Origin of the sequence: Bacillus sp. B-jedd (genome assembly GCF_000821085.1) — a bacterium.
Lineage (GTDB): Bacteria > Bacillota > Bacilli > Bacillales > Cytobacillaceae > Bacillus_D.
This window is the reverse complement of sequence record NZ_CCXR01000001.1, coordinates 83,943-109,796: the sequence shown is the minus strand read 5'-3', so window position 1 is coordinate 109,796 and position 25,854 is coordinate 83,943. Positions and strand designations below refer to the sequence as shown.

The following is a 25,854-nucleotide window of genomic DNA, read 5'->3' as shown; positions in this document are numbered from 1 at the left end:
CACACGTCATTTCTATTTATTTGGGCATTTCGTTACTTAACTTGCTTCTCATGGTACAAGTGAGACAGCTTTTGCGACTTGCCCTTTACCGCTTTCGGCCCTTGATTTTCCGGGCGGACAAGGTCATATACCGCTGTACCGACAATCTCAGCTACATCTTGAAGCTTTTCCTTGCTGATTTTATCAATAGTGTCTTCCGGAGTATGGTACCATGGCTCGAGTGGGCGGTGGATAAAGGATGCTGAAGCTACCCCAACCTCAGTGAATGCTACGTGGTCACTGCTTCCGCCAGTCTCCAGTGGCGTTGGGGCGCCATTCATACGGGCGCTTGATGCCTGGGCTGTATCGGAAACAATATTTGGATTTCCATCAGCAACATTGATTACCAAATGACCCGCATCGCGGCTTCCAACCATATCCATGTTAAAGTAACCGATAAAACGGTTCTTTTCATCCTCAGACAACTTGCTTGCATAATAGCGAGACCCAATCAGCCCCAGCTCTTCGGCCCCAAATGTAATAAATCTCAATTCAGTTTCAGTAGGAAGATCCTTCAGGACACGCGCGAGTTCAAGTGTCATCGCTGTTCCCGATGCATCATCATTCGCACCCGGAGCTCCATCGACGGAATCATGGTGGGCCCCAAGGGCAACAATTTTGTTTGTTCCTTTATTTTTATTGGTAGGCGCCTTTGTGGCAATGACGTTATGGGAAGTCCGCATGCCTCCCTCGGCGCCTTCAATTTTGATAGTGGCTGTTTGGGAACCGTTCTTCAGCGCTTCGACGAGCTTCTGGCCCGCCTCCTGCGTTATGGACACAACAGGGACATAGTTGTCATTTGGAGCGCCAAGTGTTCCATTAATCACTCCAGATTGATTGTTAAAGATTATAACGCCTGAAGCCCCCTTGGCCGCGGCGTTAAGGACTTTGTCCGCAAAAGAAATCTCACCGCGCTGTACTAATGCGATTTTGCCAGTCAAATCTTTATCGGCCAAATCCTGGACTCGTCCCAAACCAGCGAACACTAATTCCGCAGTGACATTGCCATCCATTCCGTATGTAAATGACAAAGGAGAAAGGTCACCTGAAAAGCCGTTAACTGTTAATTCAACTTTATCAGGCGCTTTATAGCCATAAAATTCAAATTCCTGAAGCTCTGTTTTATACCCGTATGATTCAAATTGTTCCTTCACATACTTAATCGCTTTTTGTTCCGCTTCCGTTCCGGCTACCCTCGGAGTCCGGGAGAGATATTCGATGTTGTTGTAAATGTTTTCGACATTGATGTTATTGAGCACCTTTTTGTCAAATACATGGAATGACTGTACTTTCTGGGACTCCACTGGTTTTGCAAAAACGATAGACGCTCCCAGAGAACTGAATGCTAACCCCGCAGCAATAGCTGCTGTTAATAATGGCTTCTTCTTCATACAACTCCTCCTAAAGTATTAAAATGGCATATCATTTTGATAGTACAATATTCAGAAAATTAAAAAAGGTCATTTCCTCCTATTTATCCATAGGAAGAAAGACCTCTTATTTTTATAACAACAGTGTAAATGCGCAAAAATCCTTATCTTACGCCAAAAACAAACATATATTAACAAAAACAACCACTGAAAATCCGTAGCAAAAATTACCCCCTTCCCTTTTGCCAATATCAAAGAATTTAATTATTAAAAATTACCACATTAATTTTGTTGAAATCTCACAGTATCAAAGTCTTGCTTCAGCAAAGAATACATAAATAAATCATCAAATTTACCACGTGTAAATTCATAATTCCTTAATAATCCTTCCCTGATAAAACCCAACTTTTCTACTAACTTTTGTGAAGATAGATTAGGCGGCTCTATTAATGCCTCGATCCGCTGGAAATTCATTTGTTGGAATCCGTAGCTTATAATAGCTCCAACCGCCTCTGCAGCAATGCCTCTGCCCCACTGATCTTCACTCAATTCAAAGCCAATTTCCGTACGGAAATGATGAGAAACGATGTTATGAAAACCGCAGCTGCCAATCACATCTCCTTGCTCCTTTAAAGTAATTCCCCACCTAATGCCTGTTTTGTTGTTTTGCAATGATTGATACCAGGCAATCTCATCCAAGGCATCATTTATTGACTTGAAAGGCTCTAATCCATAATATTTCATTACTTCCTCATTAGACAGATACTTCAAAATGCTATTTGCATCATCTTTTGTAACCTTTCTTAAAATTAATCTTTTAGTCTCAAGTACGGGAAATGTATCAGTATCAATAATCATAGCAATTACTCCTCATATTTTATGCCTATTAAACTCCTTTAATTTCATTCATTTTCTACCGAATTCTAGTTAATACGCAGGACTACACACACCAAGTATATAGCTCTTTAGCTAAGTTGAGGGTTGTAAACTAGTAAACAACATTCTTCCTTGAGAAGGGCGTATTAACTCTTTCTTTCAGAATTAACCTTAAAAATTGTCGATTTATATCGAAAAATATTAAGTTTTCATTTGTTTGCTGGCATTTACAAAGTATTTTAGATTTGACATCAAATTTATCTAGTAGCCTAAAACACAATATATAGTGGTGTCGAAAAATACTACATTACTAAATGTAGATTTAACCTTTCATATAATGCTATAATCAAGTTGTGAGCCGAATGTATGTTCCAAAGAGGAAAAGGAGGGAATTATTATTAGGAGTGAGAAATTTGTCGAATATGAGATTTCAAGAAATGACCGTATTTGTTAATGGCAGTTCCCGCTTTAATGGCAATCAGCACGACACCGTCTATGTCCACACTACCATTGTAACTGATGCGCCATTAACAGAACCATATTACGTTCCAGCAGGTGTTTCGTTGCCAAATCCCGCCCTTGATTTAATTAGGATGCATGGGCTGGAATATCGTCCGTACAGAGCTTCGGTACTTACAGCAGGTACAGAAAACATCATGCAAAGTTCGTTAGCAGGTGATACAACGGACACACTATCTGATTCCGCTAGGCTTATCCTATTGTCCGCATTAAAAGAAAAGCAATTAGACCTGGTGGCACAAATTGGGAACAGCTTTGTTTACGAATTGAAGTATGAATATAAAATCTTCCCGCTATCAAACAGCAACGACTATCAGTTTGAAATTCGGCTTCCTTTTGACGGTATTCAGATGGTTAATGGGAGCAGGGTTCAATTGACAGTGGTAACACCTAGTGGTGCGGTGGTAAATGATGTAGAAACCAGAGGAATTGACGAAAATGGGCAGGAAATACAGGAGCTGGTTCAGCAATTGCAGAACTCAAACCGTTCAGTGGTTTCCTTTTATTATCAGCTAGATCCGCATTTTGTCGTTAGATACAGCCATACGGAAAGCCTGTTCCAGGGATAAAAAAACTCTTATTTGTTTGCAGACAAATAAGAGCGCATAAAAAATAGTTCATTAAGTATCTTACCTCACCCTCCCAACTGAAGCAAGCGGTAGTATGTTCGTCTCACACACTTTTTAACGTGGAGGTATGAGAAATGAGAAAGAAAAATCAACATGTCACTCCTGCACTTGGTGGAGGATGGCAAGTTAAGGGAGCAGGGAACGCCAAAGCCACGAAGGTTACAAAGACGCAAGCTGAAGCAATTAACATAGCAAAGAGCATAGCAAAAAACCAAAAGTCGGAACTTTTTATTCACAACGAAGGTGGACGGATAAGAGAGAGAAACTCTTATGGAAATGATAGTTATCCGCCTAAAGGATAAGTTAGGAGTAAGAGGCTATGGGTCATTAAGACACACAGCCTCTTCCATTTTCACACCATATTACCCTTTTTGCCCAATCATTGTCTCTTACAACTACCCCTCTGCAACTTTCTGAATACATATAAATAGCATTAACTATTAGCCTGTAGAACCTTTTAATGGAGCAGGTAGCATATAACTGGTGGTTACTCACCTTTTACAACTTGCCTTTTCAATATTTGATATACAATCACAGACCAAAAACAGCTAAGCTAATCCAAAATACATTTAATGGGAATATTGTGGTGAAAAGAGCATTCAAGATTTTTTTTCTTCCTCTGATATTGATAATAAATCTACATTTGTGGTAAAAAGATAGGAAACTGCCACTAGCAGTAATGCTGATAAGATTACAAAAACTACCATCCTTATCCTTATCCCTCTGCTTTTAAATTACTCTTCGATACTATCTATAATTTACTTTGGGTTCAATACACAATTGAGCATCATAGGGTTCCCTTCTTTCTGGTATATAAAATCTATAAAAAGCCTGCCGCCTACTAAAGTCAAAAATAACTTCCTTGTCTTTTACCGTTATGAAACTAGCGGCATTAAAAACCGCCGAGTCTAGTTGGGACCCAACGTTAGTTAACTTTATTAAGTTGGACTTTTGACATGATGTATTCATTGGATTACCCACCCAACCTTTGGAAGTACAACTTAAAATTAACCTATTACTAGAAAATGTTCAAAGTTTATTCAGGTGGCATCATCCCAAAAATAGCATTAGTTATTAATAAATTCTTACTACCCTTTTTTCTACTATGTCTCCCTAAAACTTAGTTCTTCCCCGCTCCCCCCCTTCTCCCCCCTCAATCCCTTGTCCCACTTGGCTTCCCGCCTCTTTTTCCCGCTTTTTCATCTAAAACTATGTTCTTCCCTGAATCGGCTTTTTTCGAGCATTTATCATACATGGTCAAGCTCAAAGCAGGCTCCTAAATGAAACACTGTTCTTCCCTGGAATAGCTTCACAGAACAGGGCTTTTCGGGCTTTGTACGGGCTTCTCTTCGGGCTTTTCCCCTGGCGTTCCCTTCCCCTTATCCATTTACTCTCTGCCATTTCTCTGCCCAATTCTGTTGATTTATCGGGCTTTTCTCAGTTTTCTTCTCTAATGCTTGCCAACAAAAAAAGAACCGAGAAGGCGTACCAACGGTACGCTATCCCGATTCTTCTGGAGAACCATATATGATCCGTATTTAACTCCCGTTTTCCCCTTCAGGCACAAAATGTGTTTTAAAGGAGAAAAAGGTGTTTTAGGGAGACAGTAAGTGATTGCGTAAAAAAAATTAGGTAATTTATTTTATTGATTAATAAGGATTGTGGGATTACTTTTGAATTCCAAAAAATAATTAAAGTCGGTAATCCATTATTCACTCTCATTTTTAGCAGAAAAATTAAGTTGGTAATTCACTGTAAATAAACCATGTCAAAAAAAGATTTTATTGAAAGTCAAGTGTTTGTAAAAACAACAGAATTTAATGGGTATTTCGATTAAATGTTCAACATTATATAGGGAAAAATAAGGATAGTTAAAACAGACATTATATCTGCTTTAACTATCCTTATTTGTACAACAAATGACATCATTTACTACAAAAAAAAGATTAATTACCACGACATTTTATATTAACCATCACTTCTTATTTTCCCTAGTAGCTAATACACCTCTTTCTTGTTCAAAAATCTCTTCGTATTGGTTCCGTCTTATATAATGTTTAGTATTCCTTTCAACTGAATTAGAAAAGTCTGGATTCAACTTTTCAATGATATATCTGGCGATAAGTTCTAAAAATATATTCACATCATTTATATGTTTATAATTCATTGAATAGTCATAACGGGCATTTGACCTTCCACTACCACCATGAGCTGTTGCATTTCTTCCAGTCATATAAAGAATGTTTCCGATACTTTTATTTTTAAGATATGAATGGTTTTTCCACTCATTTATAATCTTCTTTGCTTCTTTTTTTAATTGAGTAGTAAAGTTGATACACTTGGCTTTCCTTCTTCGAATAATTTCTGTCCTATTTTCATTTGTGTGGGTTCCAAAGTCTATATAGTATAAAGGAATATATCTATGAGACATTATTTCATTTACATAATAATTAAGTGCATCTATGGGATTAAACTTAGGTGGTCTAATTAAAGGTTGATAATGTTTTTGAGAGCCATACTCAAAAACCCTATAAAGAAAAACGCATCTTGGAAGTGGCTCAAATTGCTTGAGTGATGCATGATAAAGTTCAAAAATCATTTCGTGTTGGCAATCATTAAAACAAATCATATTATAGCCGTTTTTTTGTTTGAAAATTGGAAGTTCAAGATGTATCGGTTCTGACCTTTTTTCATTAAAAAAGTTCTTCTTTCTTAACCTTAAAATGTCCAGCAAATCAAACTGTCCGTATAATTCATATAGCTTTCTGTTAAAGTCATAGTTTTCAGTGAAATAGTAATAGGGTTCCCCATTAAAGTATGCAACAATATTTAAGAGAGCGTTCTTGGTCTCGGCTTTAGTGTTTTCATTGTAAAACACAGAAAAACTGTGAGACTCAGTCGGGTCTATGAAAACATCTTTATATATAATCATTTCGTTTCTATAATGTAGGACTGAGGAAGGTCCAATAAAAGTACTAAAAGTATTAATGTATGTCGATGGGTAAGTTATCAACTTGGCTAACTCCTGATTTACTTCTTTAATATTTCTTTTTAACCTCAACTTCATATAGCTCTCAATATTTTCATCCATACTTTTACTTCTGTCGGGTGACCACTTTTGGAAAAATCCATAAAAAAACTCTTCTTTATTTTTTAGGTCATCCGGGTAAAGTATTTTTAATTCTCTTTTTTTTAGATTTTTTAAGATACGTTTGTACTTCTTCCTTTGGGAAAAATAAATACTTTTGTATTTATCGATAAATTCCTTTTTTTCATTAAAGGTTTTACAGCTAAATCTTTCTTTATTTAATGCAATTATAAGAAAGTGATACTGCTGCAATTCATAAAAAGCTAATTTAATTGGCATATGGAAAATATCCGAATCAGAAAAGTCGATAATGTGTTCATCTATAGAGGTTTCGAGGTTTTTTAATTCTTTACTTATTTCCACTGATGTCATCCCGTTTCCAAATTAAAATGATTAAAAAGGACAGAAGTCATTTTTATATATTCCCTTTTAAATCAATTTTCCCCTTCTTTTGACAGGTAACTTTGTGGCTATACAAATGATTTGAAGTGATTTGCAACCCATCTTTTGATTTAAGGCTATATACTGATCGGTTTCAATCACTTGACTTTAATATTACAGATTACCCAAGTGGGTCTTTTTTTGCTATATTTCTATGTCATCATTTTCTTCATTACAGGTATTAATATACTTAACTATTTCTTGTTTCACTTTTTCTGAGCAACCATCGAATAATCGAAAACAGTATATCCTTTCCGGATCTGTGTTATAACTAGTTTTTTTCATATATGTTAATGCATGCGGAATAATTCTTATCTGATATGCTTCTATGTTTTCAACATACTTATTAATAATTCCCATGGATTCCATCAGTTTATCCGGATGATGTATAATTCTTTTTTTATCGGAGGGATCTAACCTTCCTAGAATTAAGTATTTTGTTATCCTTCTCGTAGGGTTACTTTTATATAGTTCTTTTGCTTTTCTCTCAATCACATCAGCCAAAATCAAATCAATACTTTGCCAATCTTTCTCCACGAATTTGTGTACTTTTTCGGGTAACACTTCATTCATCCACTCTGGTTCCATACGCAACATAGCTCTATACTTTTTAGGACCAACTATATCACTTATATTTATTCTTGTGAGTGACTTATCCTTACACAACTCTTTGATTATTAACTTTAATTCTTTATATTCATCATCACTTAATTTTCTACTTGATGAAGGAGTTTTCCTGCTTATATTATCTACCATTGGATTATGATTTGGCTCTCTAAATTTTTCAGTTCCAATTTTTTGTATATATTTTTTTACTGTACTTCTATTAACATTAAGTTCTCTAGCAATCTCGATTTGGCTAAAACCATTATTATATAATTCTATTAATGTATCTTTCCAAACGTCCCCGTAATCATTAATCCATAATCTACTTTCGTTAATAGGTACATTTATATCAAATTTTAATTGATAACGAAATCCGCAATGTAAACAGAGAAAATTACCATAAAGGTTGCCTCTTCTTGTTATATACCTGTCACACTTTTTGACTACTTTGTCTTCATAATATTTACAAGTTATATTCAAACAAGGCCAAGGTCCGTTACCGAATGGAATATTACAATGTATGTTTGGAAGGGGTTCATTAAAAAAATGTTCAAGTGAGCCGGCTAAAAAAATTATTGCAAGGATATGAAGAATTGGATCATATGAGTACTTATCCATTGTAAAAATTCTTAACGCCAGCCTATTTTTAAGTTGCTTTATGCTATAGCCTAATTGAATAAAAAGATCTTCTGAATAAAACTCCAGAAAATCTTTATAAAAGATTTTATTATTTAATCTTCCTAATAAATCCATATAACCTTTTTGCACCAAATAGACCCTATAATAATCGTAAAGTGGAAAGCCTTTTAGTTTTGAGTAATTTTCAAATAGAAATTGTAAGCCCTCTAGGACATTTATCTTAATATTAGTAAAGAGCTCTTTTTCATATTCTTCACTCTTAATACTATGGCCGTTTTTACATTCTAAAACTGAAATACGCGGATTCTTGTTATTCTCCTCATATAAATAGACATTACATATGGGGCATTTATATATAAGTTTAGTCTTATGAAATAGACATATATTTAAATTGGTGAATTGGTGAATTCTATGCGTATAAGGCTCTCTACCTTTCCTAAGGTCCTCCTCAATACATCTTGAACAATACTTTAATTCTTTGCCTATATTGTGCCGCAAACCTAACATAGCTAAATCTTTATTTGTTGGAACTTCTTTAAAGTCACTCATTATTTGTTCCGATAGCTGTAAAGGTATGAAAAGTGAATAAACTGGAAAAAACGTATTTTTACCAATAAAGCTTTCTATAAATTCTACTTCATCATATGGAAGCTTTCGCACAAGATACCCTAAATTATAGGGAAAGTAATTGGGACTATTGGTATTTACATTAAACAACTTATTCATACACTCTACTAAAGATGTATTTGTTTTATGACAATAACGTATAACTAAGTTACGATAGTCCTCATCAGGATATGGTTCAGGAAAATATGCTAACTCCTTTGCATCATTTTTCTGTTCAGACAAATTCATAGAAACTTGCAATGAAGCCACCCTCTTTTAACGAATCTACTCCAGCAATATTTTTCTCCAAACCTTTACGAAAAGCATATATTAAATCTGATCTCTCACTTACTACACTTACGTTAGCCTTCTTTTTTCCGGCTGGTTTTTTGGGTAGTTTTTTACTTTCATTACTATTTCCTGGCGATTGTAATAATTGAGCGACTTTTATCAAATGTAATCTTCTCTTTTTAGATATCTCAATATCTTTATTATTTGAAATCTCATTTGCCAACTCCATATTCTGGTTTGGCTCAAGCCCCATATCCAACCCTGTTTGTACCATTTCATAATAGATACTTTCTATTGTTTTTTTATCATTAGCTCTTTGATGTTCACGGCCTACCGCTCCAAACAATTGGACCTGTTCGTCGGAGTTTAAAATATAATCATTAAGGGATAACCACTCAGCTTTTAAATCTTTATACTTTTTCATTTTTTCTCTATTACCTGTTTTTATAGCATTTATATAAGGCCTGATTAATTTTAAATTCTCTTCCGCAGCTTTAGTTATTAATTTTTCCGAAATTTCTTCCTCTTTAGACCCAATTGCCTTCCATTGAGTATGCATAAAAAGTTTTACAACAATATCAATTATGCCTTGAGACTCCTCATATAATTTATCCTTAAGCTTGTCATTGATAGGTGTATCTTTTTTTAACCATTGATAATCCCAAATTGAATTAATTATCAAATCCCATTCTTTTTTGTTAATAATACGATCAAGAACCATATCTCCCATTCCACAAGCTCTCCTAGCCTGCGCAAATTTGTTTTCAAATAAATAAAGGGCTTCAAAGGTTCCCACCATGACTACTGGTAATCCAATAATATTAACCAGTCTAGTAAAGAAATTTAATGCTTTCTTTTCTCCTCCACTTTTAGCTAAACTTAGGTTTTGTATTTCATCAATAACCAAAACACCTAAGCCATGTAATGAAGCTATATGAGCTATGTCAGGCATCAATGTGTCTACCGTAGATCTACTATTAACCATAGTTTTCTCATAATCTGTACCTAGAATTTTATCCAATGATTGAAAAAAATCTATACAGAGACTTTTTAAGGATCCATCTGTAGGACAATCTAATTTTAACCAAACAACTTGCTTTATATATCCAAACCCTTGAATATGTCTATGCTTTATAACTTGGGGATATAAGAGGAGTGTTTTCTCAATTGAAGTAGATTTCCCTATTCCACTAGGGCCTATAACCGCAAAACCAGATGCTGATGATTTTAATTTACATCCCTCTTCTAAATCGTCATCAGAAGAAAATACTTCTTTGAAGCCCTTGCTAAAGTTAATTTTGTATTCAATATCTTTTGGATTCCTACCCTTGTATCCATCTCTGATCATCACTGAGAATCGATTGAATATGTCTAAATGGAAGGGTAAGGGTTGTATTAGGGTATTTAATTGGTAAATTGCATGCATACGCATATTATCGGGCCAAAATCTTTGTTCTTCTTCAAACTGAGGATACTGCGCAAAGGCTTTTATTATATCGTTGGTCTCCAAGATATCCGGAAGAGTCTCAATGAATGGATTTCCTTTATAATCTGGAATTAATTGTTCTTTGTATTCTGCTTCACGCTGTATACCCATTAATAATGGACGGTTTATAGAAGGTTCTCTATTTGGCATTACTTATTCTCCTCCTGCTTAAATGGGAATTAATCAAATCAAACAATTCTTCATTTTCCACATGCTGATCATTCGGAGATGAACCTTCTCCTCCAATGTTAACGTTTATATTATCAGTGTTCTTTTCCTTAAGAACATCATTACTACCTTTTTCTGTCTCCTCAAGAATCCAACTTGATTCCGCCCTCTCTCTTTCTTTTTCATCCCTTTTATTTTTATTTACTCCTTGTAACAACTCTCTATCGGAATAATTATCTCCTCTTATAGCATCTGTCTTTTTAATTCCATCCGCTACTGTCTTTTGTATCTCTACGTTTAATGAGGCTTTAATATTATTGATCTCTGAATTTGCTATGAAATTATTTGCCTCGACAGTTATTTGGGTTAAATCTATTTCTTCATCAAATAAATCTTTATAAGCACTATATTGAGGCAATATCTTGCAAGGAATATATTCAAATTTATCTTCCTTTAATATGTAAATATACTCCTGGTTCCGTGGATCGAATGAAATTGGAACCTTCCATCTTTTTTGTCTAGCCTTAACAAACCAACCGGCATCCTCAACTTCAGCACAAGTATAGCCAATTTTCTTTTTGTTAAAGAAAATACCATTATCATGTGTAACAGTTGCAGTTCCTCTTGGCATTAAAGCGAGTCGAATTTGCTCTTTTGTCTTAATATGTATTCCAACAAATCTATTTTGCATTCCCCAATTCCACAAATTTAAAGGAGTTGGAACCAAATTTTGCTCTAACATGTCCCTATCCAATGGATAGCTATCAACTATTGAGTTGTTATATTCTAATACAAGCAAAATCATTATTTTGGTGAACTCTTTAATTGTCAGTACTGCATTTAACCTAGAATCCTTTTCTCCTCGTTCTTTAACTGATTTTGAAACGAATCCTGGGATTATTGGTTTGCTTTTATTATTCATAATTCTAAAATGCTGTTCTATAAAAGGCTTAAAGTCTCCTCTGTAAGGAGGAGTATTGTCTGGCCTAACCCCTAACATGTCCTTTAACCTATCAGCATTGTAACCTTCAAATTCTCCCCTATCAGCAGTTAAACTTTTAGGCAAATGCATACAAGGCCACTCATCTGAAGTAATGGTAATCCCAAACTTCTTACAAAACTCAACTTTGTCAGTACTTGCGTTTTCAAAGGCTAGCATCCCTCCAACCCAGCTGGCATTTTCAGTTCCAATATATAAACCAGCAATTATCCTACTAAACACATCTTTTACATAATAAATTATGGGCTTTCCTATTGGTTTCCGATTAATTGAATGTACCAATTGAAAGTCCCCTACTGTTGAATCAATTTCATAAACAGCCCCAGGACCCCCTGCACGCAGCCCCGCATTTCCCACTGCTGCTCTCTTTGTTAAATTAAAGTTTCTTTCCCCTTCTCTAGCGATAAGGATTTCTTTTAAATTTCTTTCCTTATAAAAATAATATTTAAATTGGTCAAGTGTTGGTAATTCCTCTTTAGGAGGGATAACTGGTTTCCACTCTCCATCTTTTTCTTCGTAGCCTATATTAAAAAACTGTTCTATCATTTTGTCATATGCATATTTTAGAGGGTTTTTCCTCCTATCACTATAATGAAGCTTAATTGCTATTCGAAAAATCTGTTTCATTTCTTTATCTATGTTGATACCTAATTCCAACTTCAAAACTTTTTCTATTTTACGTTTTCTGCCTCTTTTCTTCCCTGTTTTAGACTCTCTGTCTTTTCCAGGAGCGCCACAGTTTGAAAAAAGAGGGAGCAATCCGTTGATCGTTTTTCCACTTTTCCAGTACCTTCTTAAGTCATTATTTATAGTTTTAGAATGGTATCCGTTGGCTTTTATAAGTTCACCTATCATCTCCCCTCGTTCTTTATCTATATAGACATTTGGCTCCAAATCAACTATGTCTTTTATTCTTTTCCAAGCCTCATCTCTTAATTGTATGTCCTTCTCACCGGGTTCCTTCACATTTTTGTCCAATAAGTAGGGATCATAAGTTAGAATTCTTGCATTTAAGTTAGATATAGCTTCATCGATATACTCAAGTGGTTGCCATTTTGGTTTGGGTTTCTCCTCCATTATGTTGATAGTTACACACTCGTTAGTTTTTTTAGCAATCCATAATACTCTTTCAATGGACAAACTTTTACCATTTTCATCTTTAAACTCAATTAAAGTGTTTTCAAATAGTTTAATGATACAACCACCCCTTTCTTGTTAAACTAGTGCCTTCTTCATCTCTAATTGAATTGGCTGAGAAGGGTTTATTTTTGTAAACATATCCGTTTTCCATTGTTTAGTTGCAAGCATATGTTGAACTATAAATATTCCGCAGCCAATACTCAAACCCACCTTCCTATCAAATTCTTGTGTAATTCTTGCAAGTGGTCTATCCGTTGATATAATTTCATAAAACAACGGTTCTGCCAGTTCATATATCATAGACTCTTCCAAATCATTCGGAGCAAATTCAAGATGTACCGCATTATGAATCCATTCAATATTATGTATTAATCCTTTTGGAAGGTTTTTATCTGTGACTATCTTCCAATCAACATCTTGTTCATCATAATATTTCTTTTCAATGGCAAACTTTTCAACCGTTCTTTTAGTAATTTTATTAGAGGGTTTTACAGTCCTTGCACAAAAAGATTCCTTAGTACCATTTTTTAATTTTAAGTAGAAATCTGTTGTAATTTGCATATATTCTTTTGTTTCCGGATCCCTTGGATGTGGTATACCTAAGTCTTCAGCAATTTCTATCGTTCGGTCCAAAGGTAATAATGGATATTGTTCTCTTATATCTACTACGGCATCTGCCCAGTCTAAAACGTAAAAATAATTTAATTCCAACCTGGACAATAAATGATGTATTCTTCCAACAGTCCAACTTTTTTCTCTTGAAACCACTCCACTGGAAGGAACATCATGTATTGTAAGCCAGGGTTTATATTCTTTACCCTCCCCTTGGCCTCTTCCCTCCTTTATCCATCTGTTATACTTTTGTTCGTTCATTCCTCTTTTCCGCTTTGGCATTTCATTCCTCCTATCCGCAAATTATTTTAATATTTCTGAATATTCTTGAGATACCCTCTTATTTCTATAACAAACTTAACTTAACAATATTATTAAGTACTTTTTAATAAACTCGGATTCCTTTTTAATCCCTGCCTCTCTTTTAAACCGCCAAATAGTAAGATTTACATCCTTATTCCAATTGTCATACAGCCAATTGATTCTCCTGATTTGAAATCCTTCTGTTGATTCTATAAAACGACTTATTACTTCTCGAGTTCTTGGCAACTTCTTTAATGAATACTCAAGTAAGTTGGGATGCTCTATCCTCCTACTGATTTCTGATCTAGTTACTCTAATGGGCTTTCCTGTATATTTAAAAATCTCATTGATAGCATTTCTTACTGATTCTAATATTTCTCTGTCAACTTTTAACCAGTCGACCTTATTATATTTCCTTGAAATATTTGAGTTATTGGGAAGAATTGAATACAACCATTCTCTATTGTTTCGATAATGCCATATATAGTCTCTTGGATTATCTCGCCGAATAACAGAGCGGGAAGGTGATTCATGATTTTTAATGCTTTGTAAGATACTATTTTTTCTTTTATCCAGCTCTATTGCAGTTACTGTGATTTCATCAGCAGAAGAATCTATATTTTCATAAGATGAATATTTTATCATTGTCTTAGGATCAACACCCAGCCTTTTAGCCTTGGCCCTTAACGACAATTCAGGATTTTTATATACTTTTTGACATTCTTCTATCCACTTTTCTCCGAAACAATGTACCCTATCTTTCCTAAATTTATCTTCCCTATTTTTATCCGGACCTTTTCTAGAATATGTAAATCCACAGCTACAACTAAATATGCCAATTGGAATGTTAGAATTACTACCGTAAGTTATTCTACATTCTTTTATTGTTGGTTGATGAAAGTGATTTGCAGCTTGATTAAGGCAATACCAAGGTCCTTCTCCAAATGGGGAAGGCTTCTTATAAATATTTTTAAATAGATCTATGTCTGCCCCTAAAAATAAAATCAATAATATATGCCGAATTGGATGGCAGGTGACCCTCGGCTTTCTTAATAATTTATGTAGCCATGTATCGGTTTCTTTTTGGACGATACTTGTTAAAATCGATAAAAGTTCTTGTCCGAAGTAACTGTTAAAGTTATTCTTTAAATTTCTGAAACGGACATTATTGTTCTGAGTTATGTACCCATCCTCTGAAAGGAGAGCTTTGTATGATTCCTGTATATTCATTAGCCCAACAGGCTCAATATTTGCATTTAAAAACTTGCAGGCTATTTTTGATATTTCCATCAGATTTTTTTCACAACCTTCTGGAAAAGATTTTGGTTTAAAATACATTTTATCTTCCTTTACTTTTTCTAAGGGTACAAAATGATGTTTTCTTCCTCTACCTGTATAATTAATCATTGTTTCTAAGAGGACTTTTTGATGTTTTTCACAAAAAAATACTCCTGGAATTTGGTGCATTCTATGCCAATACATCTCTCCAAAGATTTTTTTGTCTTCCTCACTACATTCATCACAGAATCTTAATCTATGAGGGAAGGGGATACCGCTTGACATTAAACCAAGAGTCCCAGGAATATTCTTCTTATCTGGATTATCCATCATTAATTCTTGTACCAAATTCAACCTGGCTTGAGGTAAAAAGGGCTTATAGAAAGGAAGTAAAGTATGATTATTAATTATCAATTTGGCATTATTAAATTCATTGGGAATTTGCCTTACTAATATTGAAATATCACTCGGAAGATCTACAACCGCTGATTTATTTCTATTCTCAAATAGAGCCTCTAGTGAAGCTCTTTGGGCCTTTAAATTAACGTGTACTATATATCGGGCGCAAGCACTATATAATATCTCATCAGGGTAGAAATCTGGAAAATAACTAATCATTAATATCCTCCTAACTGTTTCTCATTTACAAATTATCCGAAAACCGATAATTATATACATGCTTCACATAATAAAGATGCATATTCAAAAAATACTTCCATGTCTATTAAAGTCTACTCCTTTCTCAATATTAATTACGTAAATTACAATTTATGTAACGCATTTAGACGAATAGCAAGTATTACAGAGTTTACCTATCTACATTAGAAACAGTATGCAAAGTGTTAGACATCGCCATTCAGGAGTTAATTGAGGTGGAGTAGCCTCTCGCTCTAGTCATCGTTCTATGTACGTAAAAAGTTGCGAAAAAATTTAAAAGACAGGGAGAAAGCGAAGGTATGGCTTTGAGGAATATAAATGGTGGTAACTGATGATATTATGGTTATTTGCTTAACAAAATAAAGAGTAAATAGGGCATACGTTTTAATGGTGTTGTACGTACTAAAAAATTTGTTAAAACATTATATAGGGGTTACAGGGTTTATCTACAACCCCAAAATAATATTCGCTTTATTCGGCACTAGGTATTCACCCAAAAAAGAAACCTTGAAAGGCATATAGCCAATCAAGGTTTTTCAAATTCTATACTTCTTGCTTAACTAAGTCTAATAAAAAATCACCAAAATCGTTAGCAATTATTTCATAACTTTGACTTTCCAAATCAATACCAGGCACAAAAGATACTACCTTTGGTTCTCCTTTTTCATCAAGTTGATTAAAATCTAAACAAAAAAGTTCATCGCTCCCAGTATCATAGATAACAAAAAGGTTATTAGGTAGATTAATTTCTTTTCTTTCCGTTAAAGTGTACCAAATTGCATCAGGAACAGAAGAGTTTTCAAAATTATTATTAATAATCCCATAAACTTCTTGAGCCCCGAAATTTCCTGCTCCAAAGGTTTGTAAATAATCTAAATACAGCCCAGTAAATTTTATACCTAGCTTTTCTTCAGCTAATTTTATTAATTCATTTGTCCGCCCTCCAATAAAGTCAGCCAAATCTTCATTGGTCTGAATAATTTGCTTTGCTTTCTGATAAGTTTCAACGCTCATTTTTATCCTCCATTTTCATATTAAAAGTCATTAGCTCTATTCTTCCAATAATCAGTTCTCCACTTTTTAAATTCTGTTCTGTTTATACCAGAAGGTATAGTATTAGGGTTGATATGGATTACCGAACTGTTTTCTTTATGGAACGTCTGTGTAACTTCTGCTATTGAGCTTGTATTTCTCTGGGTTGTGTGATGAAGATTGATTGACTTCCCATCCGGACCAAGAGGAGCCAATCCCTTTTTCATTCTTTCAACATTAGTTCTTCCCCTTGCGTCTACCATGCTTGGGTCTATAATATCATCTCTTTGATAGACTTTCACATTATTAAATTCTGTTGTCTTATTCCAATATTTATATCCATTACCCGTACCCTTATTTGATTCAACAGCATTTTTTGTAGGTTGGCCAGGTCCTTTGCCCGAGTTCATCCTTTCCATCGGAGTCTGAGGCGGCGTCCTTTTTGTCGATTGGCCATAAGTTGACTTAGGTTTCGGTTCAGGCGCCGGGTAGATTGCCCTCTCTCGTGCCGGAGTCTGGATTTTCGGCGTACCCTTAATGGAAGAGGCGTTAACGGTCTTCGGCTTGATGGTTGCCTTTCCAGCAGCTTTTTTAGAGGTGGTCCTAACCACTTTTGCTGCCTTGGCCACGGTCTTACTCGCACGGTAACCCTTTACTGATTTCGACGTTCCCTTGATGGCCACCTTGGCTGCCTTTGTGACAAATCCACCGCCCGGAATAAAGTTAGAAGCGATGCTGACGGCCGCCCCGGCCTTCTGATACCATTTCGTATTCTTACTGGTGAGGGTTCGAATGTCGTCGCCAAGGACAAAATTATAAGTTGCCTTGGCACCCTTCTTGACGCCCTTTGACAGTTTCTTCAGCCACTTGGGTGCATAGCCGTCCGGGTCAATATTGTTGACCGGATCGCTTTCCGCATACAGGTACCGGTTGAAGGAGACCGGATTTGCTTCCTCGCCTTCGTACTCGTCCGCCACGATATACCGGCCGATTTTCGAATCGTAATCCCGCCAGCCCATGAAGTACAGCTTCGTGTCATTGTCATACTGGACGCCGAACTTACCTACATAACGGAATGGGTTTGCCTTGGCAACTTCCATCCCAAGATTCGTTGGTGCGTCAATATTTTGGAGATTGCCCCACTCGTCGTACGTATATTTGGCAAGGATGGACTGCAAGCGGTCTGCTATAGCGACTATGTCCCCCCTCTGGTTGTAGATATAGTCGTAGACTTCCCCTTTATATTCAAAGTTCAGAAGCTGGCCGTTCGCGTCCCTATAAAAGTTCATAAGGTTCTGGACCGGATCAATCCCTGATTGTTCCGAAATGCCGATTAGATCGCTATTAGCGTCATAATAGTAATATTCGGTTCGCTCACCTTTTGCATTGGTTACTTTTTTTGAGATTCGGTTATCCTCACTATCATTAGTGAATTCGACTTTTTCAACAACCGCTCCACCTTTTTTTGTGACGATGCCCTGCAGGACATTAATGGAAGCAAATTGGTATTCCTTTTCGAATTCAACCGTTGCTGTCTTTGCCGCGTCGTAAGTATCCACCGGGATACTGATTGTTTCCTTTGACAGGGAGCCATCGGCTCTGAAGGTGTAATTGGTCCTCTTATATTTCTGTGTCGCAGAGTCAAACTGGATGGAAGAAGAAATCCTGTTGCCAAGGGCATACTGGTTGTCCAGAAGGATTTTTCCCGCCGTGTTTACGGCTTTTAATAGGTTTCCGCTTACATCGTACGAATAAGTGGTCGTTTCTGATCCTTTCGTGACAGTTTTCAGGAACCCTTCTGGCGTATAGGTGTAAGATTTCTGCCCATCCCACGGGTTGGTAGCCGTTTGGATTTGCTCTTCTCCATTATAGGTATATGCTTCCGAGAAAAGAGCAGAAGTAGTATCCTTTTTCAAAGTCTTGATAAGCGTCATCCGCTCGTTCGGGCCATAGTCCATATCAACGGTCAACCTCGGGCCTCTTACCTTGTCCAGCAATTCGGAAGGGAGATACTCGAATTGATACTCTTCCGAAAGGGGAGTAATGACTTTTTTGGCCAGATCGTTTTCATTATAATAGACCGATGTCGTGCCAGCCGACGAACCTAAAAATTTTGTGTTTATTGATTGCGTAGTCTCCTTATTATCTTCATCAGTATAGGTCCTGTTCGTTAAGTTTCCACCCTCAAACTTTCTCTCTTCTATCGGGCGATTATTATTATCATATTCGTACGTACTTACAGATCTAGCAAACGAATATGTTTCTTCACCAATTACTGTTGTGGAATTTTCATCATAAATCCATTTCTTCAGAAGGTTGCCATTCAAGTCATAGGCAAAGCGAATATCGGTTTTCTTGAGTTGTTCCCCCTGATGGTTGATTGAAAGTTCCCGAATAAGACGGCCCATCGTATCATGGGTCAAGTCTGTTTCTCTTAATATCTGTTTGTCTGTTGCCTTTGTCGTTTTATTGATTTTATGAACTTCGAGTTTTTGGTTTTTCACTTCTGCAACATTATTATAAGTAAATTCAGACACGAGGTAAGTCTCAATATCCCCTTTATCCTCCACCAGCTGAGACTCGGTTTTAATTTGTCCATCATCATTGTACGTCCAAACCGTCAACGTCCCATCGGGATTAGTCTGCTTTATCTTATCGCCCACCGTGTTGTACTCGTATTTGGTTCTTGTCCCTTTATGGTCAACCAATTCCAATATATTCCCGTTGGCATCGGAAACGGAATATTCAACCGTACTCCCGGTTAAAGTGATGGAAGGGGTACCAAAGCTGTCATAGTAAGTCCAGGTTTCAACTGGAGGCGTCGAGTTATCTCTCGTATAAACATTTTCGTTCAATGCATTGAACGTGTAGAAAACCTGGGTTCCTTCAGCATCCTTGGTTTGAATAAGCCTGTTTTCCGAATCATAGGTGTTGACCATGGTGAGGACATTTCTGTTGCCTGTGTTGTCTGTCTCGTCAATTTGGCGATTCCACTCATCAAAGCTCGCAAACATTTCTCCGTTATTGATTAATAAGGTATCTTTTCCATCTGGAGTGGATTTTGCGGCATAATCTATCGTGTGAATGATATTTCCATTCGCATCATAATCGAAATACTTTTGGTTCTTCATCGGGTCGATGCTTTTAGCAACTCTACCCCAACCATCGTATTCCACTGTGGAGTATGCCTTTCCGTTTTCATCGTTCTCTTTTATTTTCCGTCCAAGCTCGTCATACTGGATATATACTTTAGCCTGCTGTACCTCCGACCGGTCAATCTCTTCATCATTATAGGTAATGACCTCAACTTTTGGGAATGCTGTGAGGAGGAGTTGATCCCACTCGTTGTACTCGTAGGCAGTCACGTTCCCCAGTCCATTGATTTCCTTGAGGAGGTTGTCTGATAAAGGATCGTATTCGTAACTGGTCACCCTTCCGGTACGATCCGTTTTCTTTTTCAGCCTTTGTTCCTCATCATACTCATTTTTCTCAGTCTGGTTCAGGGCGTTTGTTTCAGTCAACACCTGATTATAGACATTATAGGAGTAGGTGGTTTTGTTTCCGTATGGATCAATGACCTCTTTTAAGTTCTCACCACTCTCGTCATAAGTGTAAGTAGTCTTAATCCCGCTTTCTTCAAGAACAAGGTCGTCTACAAACAAGTTGCCTGTCCCTTTATTAGCAAGTTGGATTCTGACGTGGGTCGCGTCCGTAGGAACTTCTCCACTTACCCGGTATTCAGCCCATTTAGTTGAAAGCACTGAAGATTGAGCAAATTCCTTCGTGACTGCCCCGTCTTTCAAATATTGCACTTTCATTTCCACATTTGCAGAGCCGGCCGGGGCAATAGCCTGGACTAGGGCTAATACTGGCAGCCGGCCTTTCTTAATAGGAAAGCTTCCTGTTAGCAGAACGGCATTCGGAGCCATCTCTATACTTTGTTTTCCGGATTTAGCCTGACTGGTACTCTTGGTCGCTGTCCCCTGGATGGTCCATTTTTCCAGCGTTTTTTCTTCCATGCTGTAATCTGGTATATAACCGTATAAAGGCCCGCGGTCACTTTTTGTCTCCCTGACATTTCCGTATGAATCGTATTGAATGTACTGGCTATTGCCTACCTCATCTATGACTTGAAAGACATTTCCCTTGGAGTCGTATTTCCACTCCTTCGACTGCCCCATCGTATTAACCGCCTTTGTTCGCTGGCCGTTAGAATTGTAGGTATTGGAAGTGGAATAGTTAGTTAACACTCCGTTTACCTTAACAGGCGGCAAATGAACTTTTAGCAGGTTCCCATACTCGTCGTATTCGTAAGAAGTTATATACCCCTTGCCATCGGTTATAGACTCAACTCTATTTTTTTGAAATTTTGTTTTAACTGTAATATTATTTTCATCTCGTTTGGCATCTTCAAGACTTTCATTGTCTACTGGTGTTCTTACTATCGTCTGTTGTGCCAAATTTCCGTCTTGGCTTAATTTAAACTCATAGTTTGAGAGATTTTTACTTTTCTCTTCCTCATTTACAGATTGTGCTGCGATATCTATTGTTTGATTGGATAAGTTATACAGGAAGTTTTCCACAACATTTGATGTTTTCAAAGGGTATTGCCCGATATCCACTATTCTTGTCGTTCTGATAGTTTTGGTCTGCACGAGTCTGTTCCCGTTATAGCTGAATTCCACTTTCAATCCATTTTTTGACACAACAGCGGTCAGCAATTCATTCTCGTATTCGTACATTGTACGACCGCTCAGCTTGCCGCTTTTCGTATGGAGAGTGGCTTCTTTAAGGTTTTGGCCAGAATACGAATAGGATACTTTTTCTCCTGTACTGAATACCGCATTATCCAATAGACCTTCAGGATTATATTGAAGTGAAACGGACTTGTTCAATGTTGTTACCTTTGTCAACTTTCCATTTTCATAGCTGTATTGAATGGAGTTTCCATTATTGTCCTTGATGGAAACAAGCTTCCCCTCAAGGTCAAACTTCTTCACAGTGAGGTCTCCACTTTTTTGGGATAACTCGTACCCAGTGGTGCTTGAAAATGTCAGATGGTATGGAGTTCCTAGAGGCGTGACAAAACTCCCATCCGGTTTTCTAATGAAGGCATGTACCGTTCCGTCCCCATCCCGGTACTCGACTCTGTCTCCTTTATTATTTATCCGTTCTTCCAGGTTTGACATCCAGCCTTTTCCGAGCATCCCTTCTTGAATAGCATTAGAAGAATAGGTCCTACCAATTAGCAGATCAAAAGCTCTAGAAGGAAGGGAGAAATCAACATCCTGAAGATTCAAACTACCATTATATAGGTTGACAGACCCACTCCCGTCACGAAGAGATATAGGGTAAAGAGGATAATATCCTTCAAGCCCCGTCCAGTTCTTATCATGTGTATCAATCCAGACGGAGACTTGATAATAATTGTTTCGATTTGCCGCATCTGACGCTGTTATTAGGAGTTCATATTCCCCCTTCGGAAGAGAGGAAGTATCCCATTCTGCCAGTATGCCATCTGCCATTTGACCGTTCTTTTCTGTTACTAAATGCCAGTTAATTGATTGATCATTCTTATTTCGGTATTCAACTTTATAGGATAAAAGGTTCTCGTCCGTGATTGTTCCCTCTATCTTTTTAACCCCCGAGATATAATCCCCTGTTGCAACATTGGACACTTTAATATCCGGGACATCCTTATCAAGTATGATAGAATCACTATATAAACCTGATACGTTTCCAGACGAATCGGAGAACTTGGCATAGATGGTGTGTTCCCCTTTCATATCCGGTAATTTCCAAGCCTTAACGTGTGGTGATTGGAGGATTAGCTCCTTTGGAAGGAATTTCAGCTTGTCCACTGTGGCATTGGCAGGACCTTCAGCAAATTCCACATACAAATCACCAGTGGTATTGTCAAAAACATCAAAGGCACTTATAGTAATATCCTGGGAAGTCGTATATGGTTTACCTTCATTGATTAAAACTTTTCCAGTCGGAGGCACTAAATCCTTGACCTCTATATGATGTTTAACACTATCCAATGGCTCGATTTTATTTCCATGGCCGACTGTCGCTATTATTTGATATGTTCCTTTTGTTGCTTTTTTGGCCATCCAGTTAACTGTAAAAACTTTGGTACCACCTGGAGGGATTACTTCACCAGGCTGTAAATAACCTACAAAAGCAGTGGGGTCTTTGTCACCAGGCGCTGTGCTTGCAACAGTAAGATTAATATTTTGATCATTTGTCCAGGCTGCTTTCCCCTTATTGACCACTGTAAACTGTAGCTTTTCGCCGGCTGTGTTATCAACATCACTAACTTGAGGGATATCTGTATTTATTATCTGAGCGTCATAATCTTTCTTAGCGACACTGGATGCTGTAGCAGAATTTAGGCTTATGTTTCCAGCTTTATCAACAGCCTGGACCCATGCATAATAAGTTTTCCCCGCAACAAGTGTGCCACTGTACGTATAATTTAGGATTGTATGTGTAGTTTCAGCTCCACTGACTAGATTCGCCACTCCGGGTTGTTCACCAAGGTATACTTTGTATTTAACTATCCCAGTTCCATCTGGATCTGTTGCTGCTTGCCAGTCGACAGTGTATTGGTCGACCCGGTCATTGGAAATTCTAACCGCACCAGGCTCCTTGGGTTTTGTTTTATCCGGAATAGTAATAACTGCAGCATCCGAGTGGGAAGTTTCACCGTAATTGTTTACTGCTTTTACCCTTATTGCGTAATTTGTATTGGATAGATACGTGCTGCCAGGTGCTTTTGCATAAAGGTAATTTGGATTTTCAGGGAGCTCCCTGCCATCCCCACTTTTCCTTAATCCATACTGTTGACTATCAATTTGAGCTTTGGTTGGCCAAATTTTCCTACCTTTTGTACTCCAAGAGGTGACATTTCCGACATCAAACTCTTCATAAGCCACCCCATTATAAATAAGGACTTTGTATTTTGTTGCTCCTGAAACCGGAGACCAATTGACATTAATATATCCTGTACTATTCATATATGAATCGGCTGATAGCGTTGGCTGTCCCGGTCTTTCAGAGTAGGTTATAGCCAAGTAGGGACGGTTAGAACTCGATTCAGAGGCATTGAACTTTTGATAGGTACCTGCTGTCCCTTCGGAGGTACTCCGAATGACGAGCCCGTAATTCGGATACTTTTTCTTCAACCATCCATCGACAAGCCCTGTGACATTCAGTGTCTTCCATCCGGCTGCTCCGGTCGCGGACGTGCTTCCATATGCCGTTGCTGTATCCAGGGAAGGCTGATTTCCGTAAGTGACCGTATTTATTCCCCAGCTGGAGGTCACCCGGTTTGCATAGACATTCGCCGAAATCGGGGTGCCAATATCCGCCCATTTATAGACCTTTAGTTCCGCTTTAACAAGAATCTTCCCTGCTAAATTGGGTAAAGCATTCGTAAAATTAATATAGCTCCTATTTACCCCTGTAGAGGATGTATAGCCAATTCTAAGGTCTGCGCTATTATAATAATTCGTTCCAGAATAGGCTGACATGACATAGGTATCCAATGTTGTGGCATTTGTTCCGCCCAAGTTTGCAGTCGGATCGATCCTCACTGGGTACTCGGTATCCTTGTCATCCAAGTATTTAGCATCCGGAATCAACGTTAATAAATATCCGTTCTTTTCCTCTTTCAAATCAAAAACAATGTCCTCTGAATAATTCCCATTCTGATCTTCCATAAAAGGACGAGGCATCGTCCAGATGAGGGCGCCCTTTTTATTGTAAAAGTTAATGTTTCCATCTTCTTTTTTTGGCAAAAGGCTGCCCGTTAATAAAAACTGAAACTTTCTCTCTGACTCTCTAGTGTTTAAAATTATATCCTCTTTTACACTAGAGCTTCCAAGGCTGTATTTAAAATCGACTCCATTATAAATCCCTTCATAAATGATTGATCCAACTTCTTGTTTAGCAGAAGAATGCTTTGCGTCCACGGCTTGGAAGTTTAATTTTTCATTTTCAAAATCCAAACTGATCAAGCTCTTCTTTTTGGTATTGATTGCGAATTTGACACCAAATTTATTGTCTTTATTCTTGAATTTAAAATCGCCTTTATCACTGCCGCTGTTTACTTCTGGTGTGTTGGAGATATTTTTATACTTGTTTTTTTCTTTATCTTTATAATGAATGTCCTCTGTATAAATTTCTTTGGTGTAGGTTCCATCAGTATTAATGAAAGTTTTTGAGTTCGGTTCCCTTAAATCTTCCAATTCTCTTATCTTTTCGATCTTTTTGGGTAACTTTGGAGATTTTGTTGTTTTTTGCTCAGCAGATACAATCCCAGAACCATTAAAATTACTTAAATCAATAGAAGTAATGACTAAAAGAAACACCATGAGTATTGCAAAAATTTTTCTTTTCATCTCGTCCCCCTGTAATTATTATTTTTTCGCCTTACCCAAAATCCCATTTTTCGGATATCACCTCCTAAATGAATTATTAACCTTAAAAAAACGCTTACAATTTCTTTAATATGGAGTACTTAAAAATAGGTTTCACTTCTTTGGTTTCTTAAAGAGGGGATACTCTTTCTGCTATCTTAGTTACTGTAGTCTTAAGTTTTAATTTCCAAGAAGTCTCGTTCTTCCATGTAATTAAATTTACTTATTTTACAAATATTCACAAGAATTATAGCACTTATTTTCAAAAGTCTACATATAAATTGGAATATTAATGAGTATTTTGTAAATACTTCTGTTTACCATCTTAAGAGTGAGACTCGAAACAGAGTAAAAGCCATCTGGAAATTGGTTTTTTGAAAATGATTAGTGGATGTTCCTAGCGCTTCCCATGGTTCTTTAGTATAAATACTAGCCAAATGATGGGAATGAAAGGGCTACAATGCTAACATGTTTGCTTTTACGTAAAAGTGAACGTTTTCTCAAATTAGTACCCAGGAAAAAAATTGAGGAAAGGCCATCTTTCTTCTTTAACTTACCAAAATTCAACTACCGCCATTGATGATTCAATGTCCAGTAGGGACTATCATGGTACTAATCTTTTATTTAGAACCGTTAAATGGATAGTTT

General features: G+C 36.9%; 12 protein-coding genes and 1 pseudogene. 3 read left to right on the top strand and 10 right to left on the bottom strand.

What is annotated here, in order from left to right:
• Positions 1-32: 32 nt before the first annotated feature.
• Positions 33-1,430, bottom strand: a complete 1,398-nt coding sequence (locus BN1002_RS00580) for a M28 family peptidase (protein ID WP_048823088.1) — start codon at positions 1,428-1,430, stop codon at positions 33-35.
• A 261-nt stretch (positions 1,431-1,691) separates the two neighbouring features.
• Positions 1,692-2,267, bottom strand: a complete 576-nt coding sequence (locus tag BN1002_RS00575) for a GNAT family N-acetyltransferase (protein ID WP_048823086.1) — start codon at positions 2,265-2,267, stop codon at positions 1,692-1,694.
• A 440-nt stretch (positions 2,268-2,707) separates the two neighbouring features.
• Between BN1002_RS00575 and BN1002_RS00570 the strand changes: the two genes are divergently transcribed.
• Together BN1002_RS00570 and BN1002_RS00565 are read left to right on the top strand one after the other, a co-directional pair.
• Entirely contained in the window at positions 2,708-3,373 is a 666-nt protein-coding gene (locus BN1002_RS00570) for a hypothetical protein (protein WP_231575075.1), read from the top strand.
• A 134-nt stretch (positions 3,374-3,507) separates the two neighbouring features.
• On the top strand, positions 3,508-3,735 hold the full coding sequence (locus tag BN1002_RS00565) for a DUF2188 domain-containing protein (protein WP_048823084.1): 228 nt from the start codon (positions 3,508-3,510) through the stop codon (positions 3,733-3,735).
• 1,673 nt (positions 3,736-5,408) lie between these two features.
• Here the strand turns inward: BN1002_RS00565 and BN1002_RS00555 are convergent.
• The 6 genes from BN1002_RS00555 to BN1002_RS00530 all read right to left on the bottom strand — a co-directional run bounded on the left by BN1002_RS00555 (position 5,409) and on the right by BN1002_RS00530 (position 15,709).
• Positions 5,409-6,884, bottom strand: coding sequence for a hypothetical protein (locus BN1002_RS00555; RefSeq protein WP_048823081.1), 1,476 nt, complete (start codon positions 6,882-6,884; stop codon positions 5,409-5,411).
• A 222-nt stretch (positions 6,885-7,106) separates the two neighbouring features.
• Positions 7,107-9,074, bottom strand: a complete 1,968-nt coding sequence (locus tag BN1002_RS00550; RefSeq protein WP_048823080.1) for a TnsD family Tn7-like transposition protein — start codon at positions 9,072-9,074, stop codon at positions 7,107-7,109.
• On the bottom strand, positions 9,049-10,740 hold the full coding sequence (locus tag BN1002_RS00545) for an ATP-binding protein (protein ID WP_048823079.1): 1,692 nt from the start codon (positions 10,738-10,740) through the stop codon (positions 9,049-9,051). Before BN1002_RS00545 ends, BN1002_RS00550 begins: the two co-directional genes overlap by 26 nt.
• Complete coding sequence (locus BN1002_RS00540) at positions 10,730-12,898, bottom strand: Mu transposase C-terminal domain-containing protein (protein ID WP_048823078.1); 2,169 nt, start codon at positions 12,896-12,898, stop codon at positions 10,730-10,732. Before BN1002_RS00540 ends, BN1002_RS00545 begins: the two co-directional genes overlap by 11 nt.
• Positions 12,899-12,973: 75 nt before the next feature.
• On the bottom strand, positions 12,974-13,792 hold the full coding sequence (locus tag BN1002_RS00535; RefSeq protein ID WP_048823076.1) for a heteromeric transposase endonuclease subunit TnsA: 819 nt from the start codon (positions 13,790-13,792) through the stop codon (positions 12,974-12,976).
• Positions 13,793-13,867: 75 nt separating this feature from the next.
• Positions 13,868-15,709, bottom strand: coding sequence for a TnsD family Tn7-like transposition protein (locus tag BN1002_RS00530; protein ID WP_048823075.1), 1,842 nt, complete (start codon positions 15,707-15,709; stop codon positions 13,868-13,870).
• A gap of 182 nt (positions 15,710-15,891) precedes the next feature.
• On the opposite strand from BN1002_RS00530, the pseudogene BN1002_RS24320 reads away from it, so the two are divergent.
• Positions 15,892-15,972: pseudogene (locus BN1002_RS24320) on the top strand (helix-turn-helix domain-containing protein); the annotation flags it as partial.
• Between the two features lie 319 nt (positions 15,973-16,291).
• Here the strand turns inward: BN1002_RS24320 and BN1002_RS00525 are convergent.
• The gene (locus BN1002_RS00525; protein WP_048823074.1) at positions 16,292-16,762 is read right to left on the bottom strand and encodes an SMI1/KNR4 family protein; all 471 of its coding nucleotides are present in this window, start codon (positions 16,760-16,762) and stop codon (positions 16,292-16,294) included.
• Between the two features lie 20 nt (positions 16,763-16,782).
• Positions 16,783-25,188 carry a DNRLRE domain-containing protein gene (locus BN1002_RS00520; RefSeq protein ID WP_048823072.1) on the bottom strand — a complete coding sequence of 2,802 codons (8,406 nt, stop codon included), beginning with the start codon at positions 25,186-25,188 and terminating at the stop codon, positions 16,783-16,785.
• Between the last annotated feature and the right edge of the window lie 666 nt (positions 25,189-25,854).